Here is an 18,744-nt window from a genome sequence, read left to right as displayed (position 1 = left end):
CCACCTGGGCGGCCAGCGCGGCACCAATGGTCGTCGTTCACGGCAGATCGGTCCGGCCACCGGCAGTGCGGTGGCCGGACCGATCGCGGAACGGCACAGCGGGTCGACGGAGCCGCCCGACTCGGCAGGTGGGCGGCCGGTCAGCCCACCGGAGAGGAGGTCTCCGGCTGCGACCGTCCGCCGAGCTGCTGGTGGTCCCGGATGATCTCGGCGTAGCGGAGTCCGCTCGCCTTCATCGTCCGCCGCTGGGTGGCGTAGTCGACGTGTACCAGGCCGAACCGCTTGTCGTAGCCGTACGCCCACTCGAAGTTGTCCAGCAGCGACCAGTAGAAGTAACCCTCCACCGGTACCCCCCGGGCGGCGGCCGCCGCGCAGGCCAGGACGTGCTCCTCCAGGTACGCCGTCCGCTCCTTGTCCTCGATCCCGCCCTCGGCGGTGAAGGCGTCCGGCCAGGCCGAGCCGCTCTCGGTGACCAGGATCCGGGCCGGGGCGTACCGCTCGGTCACCGAGACCAGCAACTCCTCCAGCCCGGCCGGGTACGTCTCCCAGCCCATCGCGGTCTGCACCGAGCCGGGCACCGGGATCTGCCGGGCGTGCGGCACCGGGCCGTCGGGGTCGTCGACGATGACCTGCCGGAAGTAGTAGTTCAGCCCGAGGAAGTCGGTCGGAGCGGCGATGCACTCCAGGTCGCCGGGGCGGACCGGCGGCTCGACGCCGTAGACCTCCAGCATGTCGGTCGGGTAGCCACGCCCGTAGAGCGGGTCCAGCCACCAGCGGTTGACGTGCCCGTCGGCCCGGACCGCCGCCGCCACGTCCTCCGGCCGGTCGCTGCCCGGCTCGCACGGGCTCGGGTTGAGCACGATGCCGACCGAGGCCGGCCGGCTCGCCGCAGCCCGGATCGCCGCCATGCCGAGGCCGTGCGCCAGCAGGGTGTGGTGCGAGGTGGCGACCGCCCGGGTCAGGTCCTGCTCGCCGGGAGCCATCCGGCCCTCCAGGTGGCCGATCCAGGAGACGCAGAGCGGCTCGTTCACGGTCACCCAGTCGGTGACCCGGTCGCCGAGCGCCCCGGCGACCACCGAGGCGTAGTCGGCGAACGCCTCGGCGGTGGCCCGCTCCGGCCAGCCGCCCCGGTCCTGCAACGCCTGCGGCAGGTCCCAGTGGTAGAGCGTGACCAGCGGCCGGATCTCGGCCGCCAGCAACGCGTCGACCAGCCGGTCGTAGAAGGCCAGCCCGGCCGGGTTGACCCGGCCGGTCCCGTCCGGCATGACCCGGGGCCAGGCCACCGAGAACCGGTACGCGTCGACGCCGAGCCGGCGCATCAGGGCCACGTCCTCCGGCCACCGGTGGTAGTGGTCGCACGCCTCGTCGCCGGTGTCGCCGTTGTCGACGTTCCCGGGTACCCGGCTCCAGGTGTCCCAGATGGACGGGCTGCGGCCGTCCGCACCGGCAGCCCCCTCGATCTGGTACGCCGCGGTGGCGACGCCCCAGGTGAAGTTGGGTGGCAACTTGGACAGATCCGGCATCGGTCGACTCTCCTTAGGATGGTTCAGAGCCTGCTGACCGCGCTGGTCATGGTCCGGGTCGGACGGTGGCTCGACGGGCAGGACAAGATGGGCAGCCACTGAACCTTTCAACCTCCCCTAGCGGTCCGTCGCGGCCGCGAGGGAAACGTCGAGGCGCGGGGGCCGCGCGGTTCAGGTTGGAAAAGGTTCACTTGACCGCTCCAGCGGTCAGTCCGGCGACAAAGTAGCGCTGCAGGGCGAGGAAGCCGACCACCACCGGGATGCTCACCACCACCGAGGCGGCCATCGCCTGGTTCCAGTAGACGTTGTACTGGGTCGCGTACCCCTGGAGGCCGACCGCGAGGGTACGACTGTGCTCGTCGGTCATCACCGAGGCGAAGAGCACCTCCCCCCAGGCGGTCATGAAGGCGTACACGGTGACCGCGACGATGCCCGGCACCGCCGTCGGCAGGATCACCTGGAACAGCGTGCGCAGCGGTCCGGCCCCGTCGACCTGGGCCGCCTCGTCGAGCCCGCGCGGGATCGAGTCGAAGTAGCCGACCAGCATCCAGATGGAGAACGGCAGCGAGAAGGTGAGGTAGGTGATGGTCAGCCCGAGCCGGCTGGCGTACAGCTCGATCCCGGTGGCGTTGCCCAGGTTGACGTAGATGAGGAAGAGCGGCAGCAGGAAGAGGATGCCGGGGAACATCTGCGTCGAGAGCACGGTGACCGAGAAGAGCTGCCGGCCGCGGAACCGGTAGCGGCTGATCGCGAAGGCGGCGAAGATGGCGATCGCCACCGAGACCACCGCGGCCGAGCTGGCCACCAGCAGGCTGTTCACCAGGTACCTGCCGAGCGGCACCGTCTGCCACATGTCCACGAACGGCTGGAACGTGACCCGGCTGGGCAGCCAGGTGAAGGGGCCCTGCACGTCGCGCAGCGGCTTGAGCCCGGAGCTGAGCATCACGTACAGCGGGGCGACGACGAAGAGGGTCAGCAGGCTGAGCACGATGCGGCGGGCCCAGCGTTCCCCGGTTGACTCACGCATGCTCTCTCCTGCGGTTGGTGACGAGCAGGTAGACGGCGGTGACGAGGAGCAGGAAGAGCAGCAGCGCCACCGACATCGCCGAGCCGAGGCCGAAGTTCCAGGTGACGAAGGAACTCTGGTAGATGTGGATCGAGATCAGGTCGGCCTGCCTCGGCGCGGAGCCGCCGAAGAGCACGTACGGGGTGTTGAAGTCGTTGAAGGTCCAGAGGAAGAGGACCAGCAGCAGCACCTGGTTGACCGGCCGGAGCATCGGCAGGGTGACGTCGCGCAGCCGCCGCCAGAAGTTCGCCCCGTCGATCGCCGACGCCTCGTAGAGTTCCGGCGGCACGTTCTGCAGCCCGGCCATCAGGCAGAGGAAGGCGAACGGCCAGGACTTCCAGACCGAGACGATCAGCAACGCGACGAAGCTGTTCTCCCCGATCAGCCAGAACGGCGGGTTGGTGCCGTCGATCAGCCCGAGCTGGTCGAGGGCGTGGTTCACCAGGCCGGTGTCCCGCTGGAACATGAAGGTCCAGGTGATCACGGCGGTGTAGACCGGCAGCGCGTACGGGGTGAGGAAGAGGGTGCGCAGCAGTGCCCGCCCCTTGAACGGTCGTTGCAGGAAGACCGCGGCGGCCAGGCCGAGTATCCAGGAGAACCCGACCGACAGCGTCGTGTAGAGCGCGGTGACCCAGAACGAGTGCAGCAGGTCCTTGCCGGTGGCCGAGCCGAAGTCGAAGGTGACCCGGTAGTTCTCGAAGCCGGCGAAGGGTGCGGTGGACCAGTCCCGGATGTGGAACTGGGTGAGTTCGAGCAGGCTCATCCAGACCCCGACGAGCATCGGGATCACGTGGATGCCGAGTTCGAGCAGGGCGGCCGGGACGAGCAGCAGGTACGGCAGGTACGACCGCCGTACGGCACGGCGCCCGCGCCGGATCGGCGGGCCGTCCTCGGCTGGTCGCCCGGCGGGCCGTACGGGGCCAGGCGCGGTGGTGGTGGCCATCGGATCCTCTCAGGGTGGACCGTGGAGGGGGCGGCGGTCCCCCTCCACGGTCAACCGTCGGCGTCGCGGCTCAGCTGCCCATCTTCTGTTGCGCTACGCCGAGCTTCTCCAACACCTGCGCCTCGGTGACGGGCTTGCCGCCCGCGGCGTCGGCGAAGAGCTCCTTCATGGCGGTACCGACCAGGGTCTCGAACTGGCTCTCCTCGGGCACCTGCGGCAGCGGCGCGGCGGTGGAGCCGAGCACCTCGCCCAGTACCTTCTGCTCCGGCGCCTGGAACGCCGGGTCGGCGTTGGCCGTCTTGACCGACGGCAGCGAGCCGTAGGTCTTGTTGAGGATCACCTGCGCCGCGTCGCTGGTCATGAACTTCACGAACTCCAGCGCGCCGTCGAGGTTCTCGGTGTGCTTGAAGACCGCGATGTTGATGCCGGCCACCATGCTGTTGACCTTCTTGCCGCCGGGCGGCGGAGTGGCCGGGAACGGCACCGGGGCGATCCCCCACTCGTCCGGGCTCATCCCCTGGGCCTTGAAGTTCGACCCGGCGGCCTGCCAGAGCAGCATCGCCGCCTTGCGGTTGGCGAAGTCGGCCACGGACTGGTTCTGGGCGTACTCGGCGTTGCTGGGGTTGACGATCTTGTCAACCGCCATCAGGTCGATGTACCGCTTGACGGCCGCGACGTTCTGCGGGGTGTCGAAGGTCGGCTTGCCGGCGGAGTCGAACCACTCGCCGCCCCACTGCTGCCCGAAGGTGAAGGCGTGGTGGGAGTTCTCCGACGGGTTCGCGCCCTCGACGGCGAGGCCCCACTGGCCGGACTTGGTCAGCTTCTTGCCGGTCTCGACCAGCTCCTCCCAGGTGGTGGGCGGGGCGGTGATGCCGGCGTCGGTGAACATCTTCTTGTTGTAGTAGAGCGCGTACGCCAGGCTGTACAGCGGCACGGCGGCCGGCGGCTTGCCGGGGGCACCGGCTGCGGCCAGCGCGGCCGGCACGAACCGGTCCTTGCCGCCCACCTTGCCCAGGGTCGCGTCGTCGAACGGGACCAGCGCGTTGGTGGCCTGCAACGAGGCCGACCAGGTGTTGCCGATGTTCACCACGTCCGGGCCCTTGCCCGAGGTGGCGGCGGCGAGCAGTCGGTTGAGCAGGTCCGACCAGGGCACGACCTCGACGTTGACCTTGATGCCGGTCTGCTGCTCGAACTTGTCCAGCTCGGGCTGGAGCGTCTGCTTGTCGAACTCGATGCTGGCGCCCTGGTTGCTGGCCCAGTAGGTGAGCGTCTTCGCCGCGCCCTCCGACGAGCCGCCGGAGTCGCCGCAGGCGGCGAGGGAGGCGGTCGTCAACAGGGCCGCGACAACCATAGCGAGGTGTCGTCTGGACACGACTTGCCCTTCTGCGTCGGCCGGCGACCTCGCCGGCCCGTCGGCGGTGGCGCCGGAGCGGGGCCGTGGGCGGCCGGGGTGGTGGAGCGGTACGGGCACGATCACCGTCGGCGGGGATGGAGCGAGCCACCGAAGGGGGTTCCATCAAGGCTTAATTTACGCGGTTATTAAAGTGTCTGGTAGCTCGCCCGTCAAGGAGGAGCCGTACAGTGACTCCCGGCGAACCCGGGTTTATCGAGGTGGTGGGTGGACCTGGAACGGACGACGAACCGGATCGTGCGACAGCGCAACCGGTCCGCCCTGCTGTCGAAGTTGTTCCTCGAGGGCCCGCTGACCCGGCAGGACCTCGCCCGCTTCACCGGGTTGAGCCAGCCCGCCGTCAGCAACGTGGTCGGCGACCTGATCGGGGCCGGCCTGGTGGTCGAGGCCGGCGCCGTGGAGTCCGACGGCGGCCGCCCCAGCATGATGCTCCGGGTCGCCCCCCGGTACGCCCTGGTCGCCGGGGTCGACGTCGGAGAGACCCGGATCCGGGTCGAACTGTTCGACCTGGCCATGACGATGCTGGCCAGCGCCGACTACCCGCTCGACGCGGCCGGGCCGGAGCCGGCCACCGTGGTCCGGCACATCCTGGCCGGGCTGGACGCCGTCACCGCGCGGGCCGGCGCGGCCCGGTCGGAGATCCTCGGGGTCGGCATCGGCGTCTCCGGCGTGGTGGTGCAGGGTGGCGAGGCGCTCGTGCACGCCCAGACCCTCGGCTGGCACGGCGTACCGCTGGAGCGGCTGATCCGGGCCGAGGTGGACCTGCCCGTGCACATCGACAACGGGGCGAAGACGCTGGGCCAGGCCGAGATGTGGTTCGGGGCCGGCCGGGGCAGCCGGCACGCCGTCTTCGCGCTGGTCGGGTCCGGGGTCGGGGCAGCCGTGGTGACCAACGGGGTGATGTACCGGGGCGTCTCCAGCAGCGCCGGCGAGTGGGGGCACACCACCCTGGTGTACGACGGCCGCGCCTGCCGGTGCGGCGCCCGGGGCTGCCTGGAGGCGTACGTCGGCGCCGAGGGGATCATCGACCGCTACCGGGAGGCCCGGCGCGGGCACGCCGTACCCGGCGCCGACGAGGAGTCCCAGCTCAATGCGCTGATCGAGGCGGCAGACCGGTCCGCGACCGCCCGCCGGGTGCTGGCCGAGACGGCCGGCTACCTCGGGGCCGGGGTGGCCAATCTGATCAACCTGTTCAACCCGGAACGGGTGGTGCTGGGCGGCTGGGCGGGGGTGGCGCTCGGCGCCCACCTGCTGCCGGCGATCCGCGAGGCGGCGGCCGGGCAGGCGCTGCACCAGCCGTACGAGCAGGCCACGATCGAGCTGGGGCAGCTCGGGGTCGACGCGGTGGCGCTCGGTGCGGCGACCCTGCCGGTCGCCCGGCTGCTGGCCGCCGGGGGCATCCGCAACTGACGCCACCCGCCCGGACAGGACCGTCCGTCCCCGTCGATCCGGCGGCTTCCGCGTGTTCCGGCATTCGGGATAAATTACGTCGTAATAAATTGATGTCTTGACGCCGACGGAACGCGGGCGCAACACTCGTGATCCTGCGAGAGCGCTCTCTACCGTCCACAGCCGACCGGTCGACGCCGCCCGCCGTCGGTCGTTCTCGCAGGTCGGCGCCGACCTTTCGGGCTACCCCCACCGCACCCCCGCGAAGCAGGCCCACCGCAGCACACCCGCGGTCGGCACCACACACCGCCACTGGCCCGTCCGCTCGGCGACCCGCAGGAGCGTTCGGCGCCAGACACCTCCGCACGGACAGGCAGGGTCATGATTTTTCATCGTTTTCCTCCCCGTGGGCACCCCGGTGGCCGCGCCCGATCGCGCCGGCTCGCCGGCGTACTCGCGGCGACGCTGCTACTCGCCCTGACCCCGTTCGCCGGGCCGACCCCGGCGGCGAGCGCCGCACCGGCACTGATCTCGCAGGGCAGGCCGGCCACGGCCTCGTCCACCGAGGGCGGCGCCCTCACCGCGTCGGCCGCGGTGGACGGCAACACCGGTACCCGCTGGTCCAGCGCGTTCAGCGATCCACAGTGGATTCAGGTCGACCTTGGCGCGAGCGCCACCATCAGCCAGGTCGTGCTGCGCTGGGAGGCGGCCTACGGCCGGGCGTTCCAGATCCAGGTCTCCGACAACGCCAGTAGCTGGAACAACGTCTACACGACCAGCACCGGCACCGGCGGCACCCAGACGCTGAACGTCTCCGGCACCGGCCGGTACGTCCGGATGTACGGCACCGCCCGGGCCACCGGATACGGGTACTCGCTCTGGGAGTTCGAGGTCATCGGCGAATTCGGCGGCGGTGGCCCCGGCCCCGGCGATCCGGTCGAGCCGACCGACCCCCGCAACCCGAACTTCGGCCCGAACACCTTCGTCTTCGACCCGTCGACACCGACCTCCACCATCCAGGGCCGGCTGAACTCGCTTTTCACCGAGCAGGAGACCGCGCAGTTCGCCCCCCGGCGGTACGCGGTGCTGTTCAAGCCCGGCACCTACACCGCCGACGTCAACCTCGGCTTCTTCACCCAGGTCGCCGGGCTCGGGATGTCGCCGGACGACGTCAACCTGAACGGGCACGTCCGGGTGGAGGCGTTCTGGATGGGCGGCAACGCCACCCAGAACTTCTGGCGGGCCGCCGAGAACCTCTCGGTGACCCTGCCGGCCGGCACCATCGTGGAACGCTGGGCGGTCTCCCAGGCGGCGCCGTACCGGCGGATGCACCTGCGCGGTGCCGGTAACCAGATCCAGTTGTGGAACGGCGGCGACGGCTGGGCCAGCGGCGGCCTGATGGCCGACAGCAAGATCGACGGCATGGTCGTCTCCGGCTCGCAGCAGCAGTGGTACTCCCGCAACAGCGAGTTCGGCAGCTGGAACGGCTCGGTCTGGAACATGGTCTTCACCGGGGTGACCGGGGCACCGGCACCGCACTTCCCGAACCCGTCGCACACGGTGGTCGCGCAGACCCCGGTGGTCCGGGAGAAGCCGTTCCTCTACATCGACGGCACCGGCGAGTACCGGGTCTTCGTGCCGGCGCTGCGCAGCAACAGCCAGGGCACGAGCTGGTACAACAAGACCCCGGCCGGCTCGTCGATCTCGCTGAGCCAGTTCTTCGTCGTCCGGCCCGGCACCAGCGCGGCGACCATCAACGCCGCACTCGCCCAGGGCAAGAACCTGCTCTTCACCCCGGGCCTCTACCGGACCACCGAGACGATCCGGGTGACCCGGCCGGACACCGTGGTGCTCGGTCTCGGCCTGGCCACCATCGAGCCGCAGAACGGCGTCACCGCGATGACCGTGGCCGACGTGGACGGTGTCAAGGTCGCCGGCCTGATGTTCGAGGCCGGTGCCACCAACTCGTCGGTGCTGATGGAGGTCGGCCCGGCCGGCTCCTCGGCCAGCCACGCCGCCAACCCGACCTCGCTGCACGACGTCTTCTTCCGGATCGGCGGCGCGGTACCCGGCAAGGCCACCACCAGCCTGCGGATCAACTCGCACAACGTGATCGGCGACCACATGTGGCTGTGGCGGGCGGACCACGGTGATCCCGGCACCTACGGCTGGAACATCAACACCGCCGACACCGGGTTGGTGGTGAACGGCAACAACGTCACCATGTACGGCCTCTTCGTCGAGCACTACCAGAAGACCGAGGTGATCTGGAACGGCAACGGCGGGCGGACGTACTTCTTCCAGAACGAGAAGCCGTACGACCCGCCGAACCAGGCGGCCTTCATGAACGGGTCGACCCGGGGCTACCCGGCGTACAAGGTGGCCGACACGGTGACCAGTCACGAGGCGTGGGGCCTGGGCAGCTACTGCTACTTCAACGTCAACCCGGCGGTGGTCAACGAACGCTCCTTCGAGGTGCCGGTCACCTCGGGGGTCCGGTTCCACAACATGGTGACGGTCTCACTCGGCGGGGTCGGCACGATCAACCGGATCATCAACAACTCCGGCGGTACCGCCAACACCGCCAACCAGGTGCAGTACCTGAACAATTTCCCGTAGGCCGGCACTTATCCCACACCGAGGGCTGGCTCCGGCAGACACCGCGCCGGAGCCAGCCGTCCGCCGGTACCGCCGGGCCCGCCTCGTGGCCGTCCGCCACGTGCGGGCCCGGCCGTGCGGAGACGAGCACGTGCCGAGACGAGCACGTGCGGAGACGATCAGTCGAGCGGCCCGCCCTGGTGGATCCAGCGCACCAGGTCCGGGTCGACGCCGAGGCCCTGGACCTTGTCGCGGTAGCGCCGCTCGCCGTCGGCGTCCAGCAACTCCCGCCACTGACCGGTCTCGCCGCGATGGAAGAACCGGGTCGGGTCGTACCAGATGGCCAGGTCCGGGGTCAGCTCCCGGGACCGGCCGCGCATCTGGTCGAACCGGGCCGCCCGGACCAGGTCGGGCCAGCGCTCCTCGGCGACCTCGACGCCGAACCGGGCGGCGAGCCGCCGCATCGTGCCGTCGAGATCCGCCTTCATCTCGTCGTAGTGCAGCAGGGTGACGTTCGGCAGGTGCCGGGCCCGCCAGAAGGTGTCGAGGTGGTGCACCATCGCGGCCAGGCCGACGAGTACGTCGTAGTTGTCGATCCAGGCCCAGAACCGATCGTGGGCCGAGTCGAGCCGCTCGGGCAGTCCGGCGGGACGCTCCGGCTCGCCGTCCGGGCCCGGGCCGGCCAACCCCTCCGCGCCGACCGCCGCCACCCGCCGCCCCATCAGCACCGCGAAGTCGGTGTTCTCGATGTGGTTGTCCCAGGAGATCGCCGCGTCCCGGGGATCCCGCCCGACGCAGACGTACTCGACCTGGTCCAGGTAGGGCAGGCCGTCCAGCGGGATGTGGGTCTTGAGGAACCGGCGGTGCGACTGCGCCGCCAGTACGGCCAGGTTCTCCTCGTGCCGGCGGGTCAGCAGGTCGGGCCAGAGCGACACCGCGTCCAGCGGCCGTGGGAAGTCCGTCGACTGGAAGACCAGCAGCGCGCAGATCATCTGCATCCACGTCGTACCGCATTTCGGCGGGGTGGAGATGACGATGTCCCCGTCCCGGAACGGGAAGTCGTGCCAGCGGGTGCTGTCCATCAGGACGTTCTGGTACAGAGCTGTCGGCTGCGGCACGGCCTTCTCCCCCACGCTCGGTGCCCGGGCCGGGCCGGTGCCCGGTTCCAGGCACCGCGGACCCGACCGTGATTGACAGTAACGAATGTAGGGCACCGCGTGACGGGACGGCTACGATCGCCGCCCCGGGGACGACTTCCGGTCCGTCCGCCGTGGCACGTGCCGGCGGTAGGCGCTGACCGTCGGGTCGCCGCCGATCCAGAACCGCCACGGAACGTCGTGCGCCCCGGTGACGCCGACCCGCGGGCCGGCCTCGATCGACTCCGGCGGCACCGGCACGGCTGGCGGGCGGAGCCGTACCGGGCCGTCGCCGAGCAGGTAGCGGCCGTAGACGGAACGGTCCAGGCCGAGAGCCGCGCAGAGCCGGGCGGGCCCGCGGGCCAGGTCCACGTCCCGGCGTACGGCGGTGCGCCGGCCCTGGGCGATCTCCAGCCCGTCGACCACCTCACCGGCCCGGAGCAGTACCGCCGACGCCTCCCCGTCCGGTCCGGTGACCACGTTCACGCACCAGTGCATGCCGTAGGTGAAGTACGCGTAGGCATGCCCGGCCGGCCCGAACATCACCGCGTTACGCGGGGTACGCCCCCGGTGCGCGTGCGACGCCGGGTCGCCGCCGCTGCCGGCGTACGCCTCCACCTCGGTGAGCCGGACCGTGACGCCGCCCGCCGAGAGGGTGGCGCCGAGCAGCCCGCGTGCCGCCGGCACCACCGCACCGGCCAGCAGGGCGGCGAAGTCGTCGGCCGTCGTCATCCGGCAAGGACACCACGACCGGCCGGCCCGATCCCGGGCGGGGTGGGCGGCAGGGTGTTCCGCCGGACTGCGACCTGCGCCCCGCCCCCGGTACCCGGTGGAGCGGTCGTCCCGCGCTGGGGAGCCGCGCAGCGTACCGGCGGCTCGGTGCACGACCCGGCCCCGTACCCACCCGGCCTGGCGGCGGTGCGGCCGGGTCAGTGCCCGGCGGAGCGGTCCCCGGCAGCGGGGTTGTGCAGGTTCTCCGCGATCCGCCGCAGCATGCCGACCAACTGGGCCCGCTCGGGGTCCGTCAGGCCGGCCAGGGCCCGCCCGGCGGCCCGGTCCAGCAGGTCGGGCAACTCGTCGCGGAGCGCCCGGCCCCGGTCGGTCAGCCCGATCCGGACGACCCGGCGGTCGTGCTCGTCCGGAATCCGGGTGAGCAACCCGGCCGCCTCCATCCGCTGTGTCGTCCGGGTGATGGTCGGCACCTCGACGCCGATCCGCCGGGCGAGTTCACCGGGGGTCTGCCGGTCTTCTCGCCACAACTCCTCCAGCAGGAAGTTCTGCCCCGGGTGCAGCCCGAGCCGGCGCATCCCCTCGGTGGACACGCTCTTGAGTCCTCGACTGACCAGGGCGAAGACGTTCCGGAACTCCCGCTCGTGCGGCGCCATGCGCAGACCCTATCGGCGCGCGCCACCCGTTGACTTCGTTAGCCGGCTAGATAAATACTTAGCCAGCTAACTAAATGGTCAGCCAGCTAACTAAATGGTCAGCCGGCTAACGGAAGGTGTGCGGGATGGAACTGGGACTTGCCGGCAAGCGCGTACTGGTCAGTGGCGCGTCGAGCAACATCGGCCGGGCCACGGCGGTGGCCTTCGGCGGCGAGGGCGCCCTCGTGGCGGTCGGGTACCACCGGAACGAGGCTGGCGCCCGGCACACCGCCACGCTGGTGGAGCAGGCCGGCGGCAAGGCCGTGCCGGTGCGGCTGGATCTCGGCGACGAGAGCGCCGTACGCCGGGGCGCCGAGCGGGCCCACGCCGCGCTGGGCGGCGTGGACGTACTGGTCAACAACGCGGTCGCGTTTCCCGACCACCCCGCACCGGACGAACTCTTCGAGACCGCACCGGCGGCACGGATGCGCACCTCGCTGGCGGCCAACCTGCTCGGGCACTTCCTGCTCTCCCAATCAGTGGTGGGGACGATGCGGGCGAACGGGTGGGGGCGGATCGTGCACATCTCGTCCGGGCTGGTCGAGGACGGCCGGGCCGGCAGCTCGGCGTACGTGACACCGAAGGCCGGACTGCACGGGCTGACCCGGACCATGTCCCGGGAGCTGGCGACGGCGGGCATCCTGACCAACCTGGTGATGGCCGGGCTGGTGGTCGGCGAGCGGGAGCTTCCCGAGCCGCTGCTCCGGCAGGCCGCCGCGGCCGCCGCCACCGGACGGACCACCGAGGCCGGCGAGGTCGCCAACCTCGTCGTCTTCCTCTGCTCGGCGGCGAACGGGCACGTCACCGGGGAGCTCATCCGGGCCGACGGGCACTTTCTGACGCCGGCCTGACAAGCGGGGCCCGTCCGGAATCCGGTGGTCCGGAAGGCTCCGGGGTCGCTTCCGGCCCCGGACGGCCACGGCGGCTCGGCCGGGCGGCGCGGCGCCAGGCTCGGCCGGCCGCCCGGCGCGGCGCCAGACCATGTGGCCCGCCGGCCGGCTATCCGGCGCGCTCGGGTAGGTCGGTGCGGAGGAACTGGCGGGCGCAGGTGACGAGCCGTTCGGCGTCGTCGGCGTAGACCCGCACCTCGTGCACGGGTTCCTCGGTGCCCTTCGGCACCGGCAGCACGATCGGCTCGCGCAGCAGGATGTCGACGGCGGTCTGGCTGGAGACCCCGATGTTGAGCACGATCCGGGTCTCGGTCCGCTGCACCTGCACGGTACGGCCGGACGGGAGCGAGCGGTGCCGCCTGCGTACCGTCTCGATCGCGTCCCAGGGCAGGGCGAGGTCGATCGAGATGCCGTTGCGGACCCGGATCCCCGCCTCGCCGACCAGGTGGGGATGCACCCGCAGGCTGGCCAGCAGCCCGATCATCCAGAACACCCCGTAGACGCCGAGTGCGGCGGCGACGATCCGGGCGATCTTCCAGGGCAGGATCAGGTCGAGCACGGGGATCTCGATCGTGGAGACCACGATGAAGACGATCAGCAGCGGCGTCACCACGGCCGCGTACCCGAAGGCCACCGTGCCGTCCGGGCCGGTCGGCCGGCGCAGGATCCAGCGGAACAGGCTGCGCCACATGCCCAACTCGTAGACGGTGGCCTTACGCAGCAGCGACCCGGCTGTCGTCAGTGCCTTCGGGAACGTGGCCCGGGTCATCGGTCGCCTCCGGGTTGCTGCTGCGCCAGGCCGATCCCGCGCAGCCGGGTGAGGATCTCGCCCAGCCCGGCGGTGAAGCAGTCGAACCGCTCCGCCGGCATCTCCGCGAACAGCAGGTGGGCGAACTCCTGCTGGCCGCGCTCCATGGCCTCGACCGTCTGCCGGCCCCGCTCGGTGAAGGTGACCAGGGTCGCCCGCCGGTCGGTCGGGTGCGGCTGACGGCTGACGAATCCGGTCGCCTCCAGCCCGTCGACCAGCCCGGTGACGGTGCGGGCACTCACCTTCAGCGCGGCGGCGAGGTCCCGCTGGGTCATCGGACCGTGCCGGCGCAGCTCCCAGAGCAGGTGCGTACGCGAGACGGTCAGCCCGTCCTGGGCCAGGCTCCGGGTCATGTCGTCATTGATCAACACGACGAGTTCGAGTATCTGGTCCAGCGCCGCGTAATGTCTCTCGCCAATCATGTGCCTGCCACACCATGAGCCATGCTCACTATTCTGCCACGACGCCGGCCCGGGCGTCACTTCCCAGGTCGGCCGCCGAGCCGATGATTCATGATGCTCAATTGCTCACTCGCTCGCGATCTCGGCCCCCGGCCTTGCAGCTTGCGATAGGCGACGCAAAGGTAACTTTCAGTCGCCGAAATGGAGGACCCATCATGTATGTCACCGCGGCAGGGCTCGCCGGGATGGCGTTGGGTTTCATCGCCGGCCTGTGTACCTACCGAACGTCCCGCCGCTGGTGTGCGGCGTGCGGCGGCAGCCTGAGCTGCCCGGCCTGCGCCAGTGCGGGCGTGGGCGTACGCCGCAACACCCCTGCCCGGCGGTTCCGATGAGCGCCACCCCGTCCGCGTCACCGAACGTGCCCCCCGGCACCGTGCTCGAACTGGCCAAGGAGGACTGGCGGTACGGCAGCCACCCGCTCCGCCTCATGGTCGAGTTCGTCCGCCTCGACCTGTCGACGTACTACGACAACCAGTGGGTCTGGATCAGCGGCCAGCGGCTCGCCCAGGACGGCAGCCCGCTCGGCCATTTCGACGCCCTGGTCCGGGTCTCCGCCCTGCCCTGCCCGTACGGCGACAACGGGCGTGCGGCCAACTCGGGAACGCCCGCCTCCGGCCGGCGTGCCGCCGGGTCGAACGGCTCGGCACGCCGGACCGCGCCACGGCAACGCAACAGGCAGGACCCCGGTCAGCGGTCGGCCGGCGGCGCCCACGGACCGGACGGCCGGGACGGACCCTCGGTCAACCGTCCGTAGCCGCCGCGACCGCGTCGTGGTGCGCCAGTACGCCCCGGGCGGCGGCGACGGCGGTCTCCGCCTCCGGCGTGCTCGCGCCGGCCAACCCGACCACGACCCGGAGGTGTCGGTCCACCGCGTCCGCCAGCCGGCGCCACCGAACCGGACGCCCGGTCGCCGGATCGAGTACCGAGCCGGAGTCGCGGGATCGCAGCGTCTCGGCGAGCGCGGCGTCCAGCCCGCGTACCGCCCGGTCGAGGGGCGCGGCGGACCCTTCCGGGGCGGTGTAGCCGGGCGCCTGGTCCAGCACCATCCGGAAGACCGTGACCAGGTCGTCGGCGTGCCCGCAGACCCAGCGCCGGGTCCGGTGGATCCGGCCCAGTTCGGGCCAGCGCTTCCGGGCCGCCTGCCGGGTGCTGCCGGTCGACTCCCCCAGGTCGGCCAGGCTGGCCCCCAGCCAGACGGCGTCCGCCGCATCCTCGGCGGCGCATCCGGCGGCCACCTCGGCGAGCAGCGCCTGCGCCGCCTGGCCTGCCCGGACCCGGCGCAGGTACGCCGTCCGGCGCAGCCGCTCGTCGTCGACGTCGCCGGGCTTGGACCCGCCCTCGGGGGCAGCGAACGACGGATGTCCGGCCAGCATCCCGGTGAGCCGCCGGCTGAACTCGACGACGAGACCGGCGAGTTCGTCGTACTCCCGCTCGGAGAGTTGGTCGAAGGCTGCTTCCGTCCGGCGTACCCGAGCCATGATCCCACTCCCGACAACCTGAGGTTTACAAGGTGACCGTAGCACTGTAAACCTCAGGTTCACAACTAGTCGGGCAGCTTCGTCAGGCGGCGCCGAGCGAGCCGAAGAACCGGCGGATCTCGTCGGCGAGCAGGTCCGGCTCCTCGTGCGGCATGAAGTGGCCGCCGACCCCCGGTTCGGTCCATTGGCGCAGGTCTCGGCAGGCCCGCTCGGCGAGCTGACGAGGGAACCCGGCCAGGCCCGGCTCCGTGCTCAGGGTGACCGCCACCGGCACGGTGATGTCCGGCCGGGGCGGGTTGTGCGGATAGTCGAGGTACTGCCGAAACGACGAGCCGACCGCCCCGGTGACCCAGTAGAGGGTGAGCACGGTGAGCAGGGTGTCCGGGTCGAACCGGCTGGCCAGGTCGCCGTGGCAGTCGCTCCAGTCGCGATACTTGTCGGCCAGCCAGGCCGCCAGCCCGGCCGGCGAGTCGACCAGCGCCGCCGCGATGGTGTCCGGCCGGGTACCCATGATCGCGCTGTAGCCGCCGTCGGTCTCGTCGTAGCGCTGCTCCGCCTCGATGAAGGCGCGCTCGGCCGGGTCCAGGGGCCGGGCGTCGAAGCTGGCCGGGAAGGGCGGGTGGATCAGGTGGACCCCCCGGACGTGGTCGGGATACGCCGCACCCAGCCAGCCGGCCACCGCTCCGCCGATGTCACCGCCGAAGACGCCGTACCGGTGCTGGCCGAGCAGCTCGGTCATCAGCCGGTGCAGCGTCCGGGCCATGGCGGCCCGGGTGAGCGGCTCCGCCGGCAGTTCGGAGTAGAGGAAACCGGGCATCGACGGCACCACCACGTCGAAGGCGGTCGCGGGATCGGCTCCGTACCGGCCGGGATCGGTCAGCCGGTCGGCCAGCGGCAGCAGCTCCACGAAACTGCTCGGCCAGCCGTGGGCCAGCAGCAGCGGCGGCGGTGCCGGCACCCCGGCCGGCCGCCGTCCGGCCATCCGCACGACGTGCAGTCGCCGGCCGTCAACCTCGGCCAGGAACTGCGGGTACGCGTTCAGCCCGGCCTCCCGGGCCCGCCAGTCGAAGCCGTCGGCCCAGTAGCCGACCAGCTCTCGGAGATAGTCGGGATCGGTGCCGGCCTGCCAGGGCCGGTCACCGCTGCGGTCGGTGAACCGGCTACGGCGCAGCCGGACGCGCAGGTCGTCGAGGACCGGGTCGGATACCTCGATCTGGAACGGGGAAATCATCAGGGAGTCCTCCGGAACGGAGGGCATCGTCCCCCGGACCGCTACGGCACGGAACGCGCCGGAGTCAGCGGAGGCGGAAGGCCGGAGAGGATGCCCGAACGAAACGGTCGCACTGCATCGGGCTCACCTCCTCTCGGCGCTGACCGGAGGATCGTGCCACGGATCCGACCGGCCCACAAACCGGTTACCGCAGCGGTCACCGGCTCACCGGCGGCCGGTGGGCCTCGGCTGCCCGCGGTGCTGCTGCCAGAACTGGATGATCTCCTGGAGTTCCGCCAGGAACCTGTCCGCTCCGGAGAAGGCCCGCTCGTCGAGGAAGAACAGCGTCTTGCGCCGCCGCTGCTGCTGCTGGTGGCCGTGGACCGCCACCACGTACCGCGAGGTGACGTCAAAGGGGCCGACCCGGGTGACTCCCCGATTGTCGTGCAGGTGGAAGTCGTGGATCTCCGACCAGGCGTACCGCCGGTCGCCGAGGAAGCCACGCCGGAGTATCCCGTCGGCGCTGACCACCGTCCCCATCCGGGAGACCCGCAGGCCCACCCCGAGCAGCAGGCCGAGGGTCCCCAGCAGGATCACCCCCGACAGCCAGCCGGGCAGCCCGGTACCCAGCGCGGCGTAGCCGACCGGCAGCATCACGACGATGGTCAGGACGACGAAATAGCCGATCATGTCTCTCGGCATCCGGTACGTCGCCGGCAGCGGCCTCAACGCAGCTCACCAACCCCATCCATCGCCCGTACGCCCGACGGCGCGCCCGGAACGAAGATTATCGACCTCCGAGGCGCTGCGCCATGCGCCGGACGGGGAATCCCGCCCCTGTCGCCGGGACGGCGTCCGCCCGGTCGACGCCAGCGGGAACCGGACCTCCCCGGGCACCGCGTCGATCCACCGACGGGTCCGGGGAGGTCCCGCGATCCGTCAGGTACGCGGCAGGACCTGCTCGGTGGACCACTCCCGCCAGCCGTCGAGCTGGTCGGCGGCGGCGGCGAGCTGGTCGGCGACCGGACCCGGTCCGGTCGAGCCGGGCGTGGTCCGGGCGGCCAGCGCGGAGCGGACCGACAGCACGTCCCGGACCCCGGGGTCGAGGTGCTCGCTGACCAGCCGCAGGTCGTCGTCGGAGACCTCGTCCAGCTCGCAGTCCCGGGCCACGCAGAGCGCCACCAGCCGGCCGGTCACCTCGTGCGCCTCCCGGAACGGCACGCCCTTGCGGACCAGCCAGTCGGCGACCTCGGTGGCCAGCGAGAAGCCGACCGGAGCGGCGGCGGCGAGCCGGTCCACCCGGACGGTCATGGTGGAGACCATCCCGGCCAGCGCCGGCAATACCAGATCGAGCGTGTCGATCGCGTCGAACGCCGGCTCCTTGTCCTCCTGCATGTCCCGGTCGTACGCCATCGGCAGGCCCTTGAGCATGGTCAGCACGGTGACCAGCCCGCCGATCAGCCGGCCGGACTTGCCCCGGGCCAGCTCGGCGACGTCGGCGTTCTTCTTCTGCGGCATGATCGACGAGCCGGTGGCGAACGAGTCGTCCAGCTCCACCCAGCCGAACTCCTGCGAGGTCCACATCACCACCTCCTCGCCGATCCGGGACAGGTGCACCCCGAGCAGCGCGGTGACGAAGAGGAACTCGGCCACGAAGTCCCGGTCGGCGACCGCGTCCATCGAGTTGGCGAACGAGGTCCGGAAGCCCAGCTCCTTGGAGACCGCCACCGGGTCGAGCGGCAGCCCCGAGCCGGCCAGCGCACCCGCGCCGAGCGGGCTCACCGCCGCCCGGTGGTCCCAGTCGCGCAGCCGCTCCAGGTCCCGCAGCAGCGGCTGGACGTGTGCCAGCAGCCAGTGTCCGAAGGAGACCGGCTGGGCGTGCTGCACGTGGGTCATCCCCGGCGCCGGTGTCTCCAGGTTGCGGGCCGCCTGCTCGACCAGCGCGTCGGCCAGCCCCACGATCCGGGCGGCCAGCCCCCGGGCGTGATCGCGCAGATAGAGCCGCAGGTCGGTGGCGACCTGGTCGTTGCGGGACCGGCCGGCCCGTAGCTTGCCGCCGAGCGTGCCGAGGCGTTCCAGCAGGCCGCGTTCGAGCGCGGTGTGCACGTCCTCGTCCTCGACCGTGGGCCGGAAGGTGCCGGTCAGCACCGCCGCCTCCAGGTCGTCCAGCGCGGCCAGCATCCGGCCCAGTTCGTCCGGGTCGAGCAGGCCGGCGGCGGCCAGCACCCGGGCGTGTGCCCGGGAGCCGGCCAGGTCGTACGGGGCGAGCCGCCAGTCGAACTGGACGCTGACCGACAACCGGGCCAACGCCTCGGCGGGACCACCGGCGAACCGACCACCCCAGAGGCTCGTACGGTTGGTTCCGGCGCTGTTCTCGGTCAAGCTCTTGTCGTCCACGCCGACCATT

Annotated in this window: 17 protein-coding genes; 4 read left to right on the top strand and 13 right to left on the bottom strand. The window is 71.4% G+C overall.

Annotated elements, in window-relative coordinates; all coding sequences use genetic code 11:
- Positions 1-140: 140 nt before the first annotated feature.
- From R6Y94_RS20590 to R6Y94_RS20575, 4 genes are all read right to left on the bottom strand, one after another.
- The gene (locus R6Y94_RS20590; RefSeq protein WP_318397497.1) at positions 141-1,523 is read right to left on the bottom strand and encodes a GH1 family beta-glucosidase; all 1,383 of its coding nucleotides are present in this window, start codon (positions 1,521-1,523) and stop codon (positions 141-143) included.
- Positions 1,524-1,710: 187 nt separating this feature from the next.
- Complete coding sequence (locus tag R6Y94_RS20585) at positions 1,711-2,550, bottom strand: carbohydrate ABC transporter permease (protein ID WP_318397496.1); 840 nt, start codon at positions 2,548-2,550, stop codon at positions 1,711-1,713.
- On the bottom strand, positions 2,543-3,532 hold the full coding sequence (locus tag R6Y94_RS20580; protein ID WP_318397495.1) for a sugar ABC transporter permease: 990 nt from the start codon (positions 3,530-3,532) through the stop codon (positions 2,543-2,545). The genes R6Y94_RS20585 and R6Y94_RS20580 overlap by 8 nt, the downstream gene beginning before the upstream one ends.
- A 70-nt stretch (positions 3,533-3,602) precedes the next feature.
- Complete coding sequence (locus R6Y94_RS20575; protein WP_318397494.1) at positions 3,603-4,865, bottom strand: sugar ABC transporter substrate-binding protein; 1,263 nt, start codon at positions 4,863-4,865, stop codon at positions 3,603-3,605.
- Between the two features lie 285 nt (positions 4,866-5,150).
- Between R6Y94_RS20575 and R6Y94_RS20570 the strand changes: the two genes are divergently transcribed.
- Both R6Y94_RS20570 and R6Y94_RS20565 read left to right on the top strand, forming a co-directional pair.
- Entirely contained in the window at positions 5,151-6,353 is a 1,203-nt protein-coding gene (locus tag R6Y94_RS20570; protein ID WP_318397493.1) for an ROK family transcriptional regulator, read from the top strand.
- A 360-nt stretch (positions 6,354-6,713) separates the two neighbouring features.
- On the top strand, positions 6,714-8,951 hold the full coding sequence (locus R6Y94_RS20565) for a discoidin domain-containing protein (RefSeq protein WP_318397492.1): 2,238 nt from the start codon (positions 6,714-6,716) through the stop codon (positions 8,949-8,951).
- Positions 8,952-9,109: 158 nt separating this feature from the next.
- Here the strand turns inward: R6Y94_RS20565 and R6Y94_RS20560 are convergent, their stop codons facing one another.
- The 3 genes from R6Y94_RS20560 to R6Y94_RS20550 form a co-directional block, all read right to left on the bottom strand.
- On the bottom strand, positions 9,110-10,048 hold the full coding sequence (locus R6Y94_RS20560; protein ID WP_318397491.1) for a sulfotransferase domain-containing protein: 939 nt from the start codon (positions 10,046-10,048) through the stop codon (positions 9,110-9,112).
- 111 nt (positions 10,049-10,159) lie between these two features.
- The gene (locus tag R6Y94_RS20555; protein ID WP_318397490.1) at positions 10,160-10,798 is read right to left on the bottom strand and encodes a DNA-3-methyladenine glycosylase; all 639 of its coding nucleotides are present in this window, start codon (positions 10,796-10,798) and stop codon (positions 10,160-10,162) included.
- A 197-nt stretch (positions 10,799-10,995) separates the two neighbouring features.
- A complete protein-coding gene (locus R6Y94_RS20550; protein WP_318397489.1) occupies positions 10,996-11,451 on the bottom strand; it encodes a MarR family transcriptional regulator in 456 nt (151 codons plus the stop codon).
- Between the two features lie 125 nt (positions 11,452-11,576).
- Between R6Y94_RS20550 and R6Y94_RS20545 the strand changes: the two genes are divergently transcribed.
- Positions 11,577-12,341 (top strand): SDR family NAD(P)-dependent oxidoreductase, encoded by a 765-nt coding sequence (locus R6Y94_RS20545; protein ID WP_318397488.1) that lies wholly within the window; start codon positions 11,577-11,579, stop codon positions 12,339-12,341.
- 148 nt (positions 12,342-12,489) lie between these two features.
- Here the strand turns inward: R6Y94_RS20545 and R6Y94_RS20540 are convergent, their stop codons facing one another.
- Positions 12,490-13,149: a hypothetical protein gene (locus tag R6Y94_RS20540; protein WP_318397487.1), complete on the bottom strand. Its 660-nt coding sequence runs from the start codon at positions 13,147-13,149 to the stop codon at positions 12,490-12,492.
- Positions 13,146-13,610: a MarR family transcriptional regulator gene (locus tag R6Y94_RS20535; RefSeq protein ID WP_318397486.1), complete on the bottom strand. Its 465-nt coding sequence runs from the start codon at positions 13,608-13,610 to the stop codon at positions 13,146-13,148. Before R6Y94_RS20535 ends, R6Y94_RS20540 begins: the two co-directional genes overlap by 4 nt.
- Before the next feature lie 286 nt (positions 13,611-13,896).
- Between R6Y94_RS20535 and R6Y94_RS20530 the strand changes: the two genes are divergently transcribed.
- Positions 13,897-14,403 carry a hypothetical protein gene (locus R6Y94_RS20530; RefSeq protein ID WP_318397485.1) on the top strand — a complete coding sequence of 169 codons (507 nt, stop codon included), beginning with the start codon at positions 13,897-13,899 and terminating at the stop codon, positions 14,401-14,403.
- On the opposite strand, the gene R6Y94_RS20525 is transcribed toward R6Y94_RS20530, so the two are convergent.
- From R6Y94_RS20525 to argH, 4 genes are all read right to left on the bottom strand, one after another.
- Positions 14,390-15,127 (bottom strand): hypothetical protein, encoded by a 738-nt coding sequence (locus R6Y94_RS20525; protein ID WP_318397484.1) that lies wholly within the window; start codon positions 15,125-15,127, stop codon positions 14,390-14,392. The two genes, R6Y94_RS20530 and R6Y94_RS20525, sit on opposite strands and share 14 nt — an antisense overlap.
- A gap of 82 nt (positions 15,128-15,209) precedes the next feature.
- The gene (locus R6Y94_RS20520; protein ID WP_318397483.1) at positions 15,210-16,358 is read right to left on the bottom strand and encodes an epoxide hydrolase; all 1,149 of its coding nucleotides are present in this window, start codon (positions 16,356-16,358) and stop codon (positions 15,210-15,212) included.
- Between the two features lie 204 nt (positions 16,359-16,562).
- On the bottom strand, positions 16,563-17,066 hold the full coding sequence (locus R6Y94_RS20515) for a PH domain-containing protein (RefSeq protein WP_318397482.1): 504 nt from the start codon (positions 17,064-17,066) through the stop codon (positions 16,563-16,565).
- A 210-nt stretch (positions 17,067-17,276) separates the two neighbouring features.
- Complete coding sequence (argH, locus tag R6Y94_RS20510; RefSeq protein ID WP_318397481.1) at positions 17,277-18,743, bottom strand: argininosuccinate lyase; 1,467 nt, start codon at positions 18,741-18,743, stop codon at positions 17,277-17,279.
- Between the last annotated feature and the right edge of the window lies 1 nt (position 18,744).

This window comes from Plantactinospora sp. KLBMP9567, from assembly GCF_033446045.1.
In the GTDB taxonomy this organism is placed as follows: Bacteria; Actinomycetota; Actinomycetes; order Mycobacteriales; family Micromonosporaceae; genus Plantactinospora.
Note: the sequence above shows the minus strand (reverse complement) of the source record. Positions and strands in the feature narration are given on the sequence as shown.

Coding starts and splice junctions, on each gene's coding strand:
- R6Y94_RS20590 (WP_318397497.1), bottom strand. CDS start 1,523: ATGCCGGATCTGTCCAAGTTGCCACCCAACTTCACCTGGGGCGTCGCC.
- R6Y94_RS20585 (WP_318397496.1), bottom strand. CDS start 2,550: ATGCGTGAGTCAACCGGGGAACGCTGGGCCCGCCGCATCGTGCTCAGC.
- R6Y94_RS20580 (WP_318397495.1), bottom strand. CDS start 3,532: ATGGCCACCACCACCGCGCCTGGCCCCGTACGGCCCGCCGGGCGACCA.
- R6Y94_RS20565 (WP_318397492.1), top strand. CDS start 6,714: ATGATTTTTCATCGTTTTCCTCCCCGTGGGCACCCCGGTGGCCGCGCC.
- R6Y94_RS20555 (WP_318397490.1), bottom strand. CDS start 10,798: ATGACGACGGCCGACGACTTCGCCGCCCTGCTGGCCGGTGCGGTGGTG.
- R6Y94_RS20550 (WP_318397489.1), bottom strand. CDS start 11,451: ATGGCGCCGCACGAGCGGGAGTTCCGGAACGTCTTCGCCCTGGTCAGT.
- R6Y94_RS20545 (WP_318397488.1), top strand. CDS start 11,577: ATGGAACTGGGACTTGCCGGCAAGCGCGTACTGGTCAGTGGCGCGTCG.
- R6Y94_RS20540 (WP_318397487.1), bottom strand. CDS start 13,149: ATGACCCGGGCCACGTTCCCGAAGGCACTGACGACAGCCGGGTCGCTG.
- R6Y94_RS20535 (WP_318397486.1), bottom strand. CDS start 13,610: ATGATTGGCGAGAGACATTACGCGGCGCTGGACCAGATACTCGAACTC.
- R6Y94_RS20525 (WP_318397484.1), bottom strand. CDS start 15,127: ATGGCTCGGGTACGCCGGACGGAAGCAGCCTTCGACCAACTCTCCGAG.
- R6Y94_RS20520 (WP_318397483.1), bottom strand. CDS start 16,358: ATGATTTCCCCGTTCCAGATCGAGGTATCCGACCCGGTCCTCGACGAC.
- argH (WP_318397481.1), bottom strand. CDS start 18,743: ATGGTCGGCGTGGACGACAAGAGCTTGACCGAGAACAGCGCCGGAACC.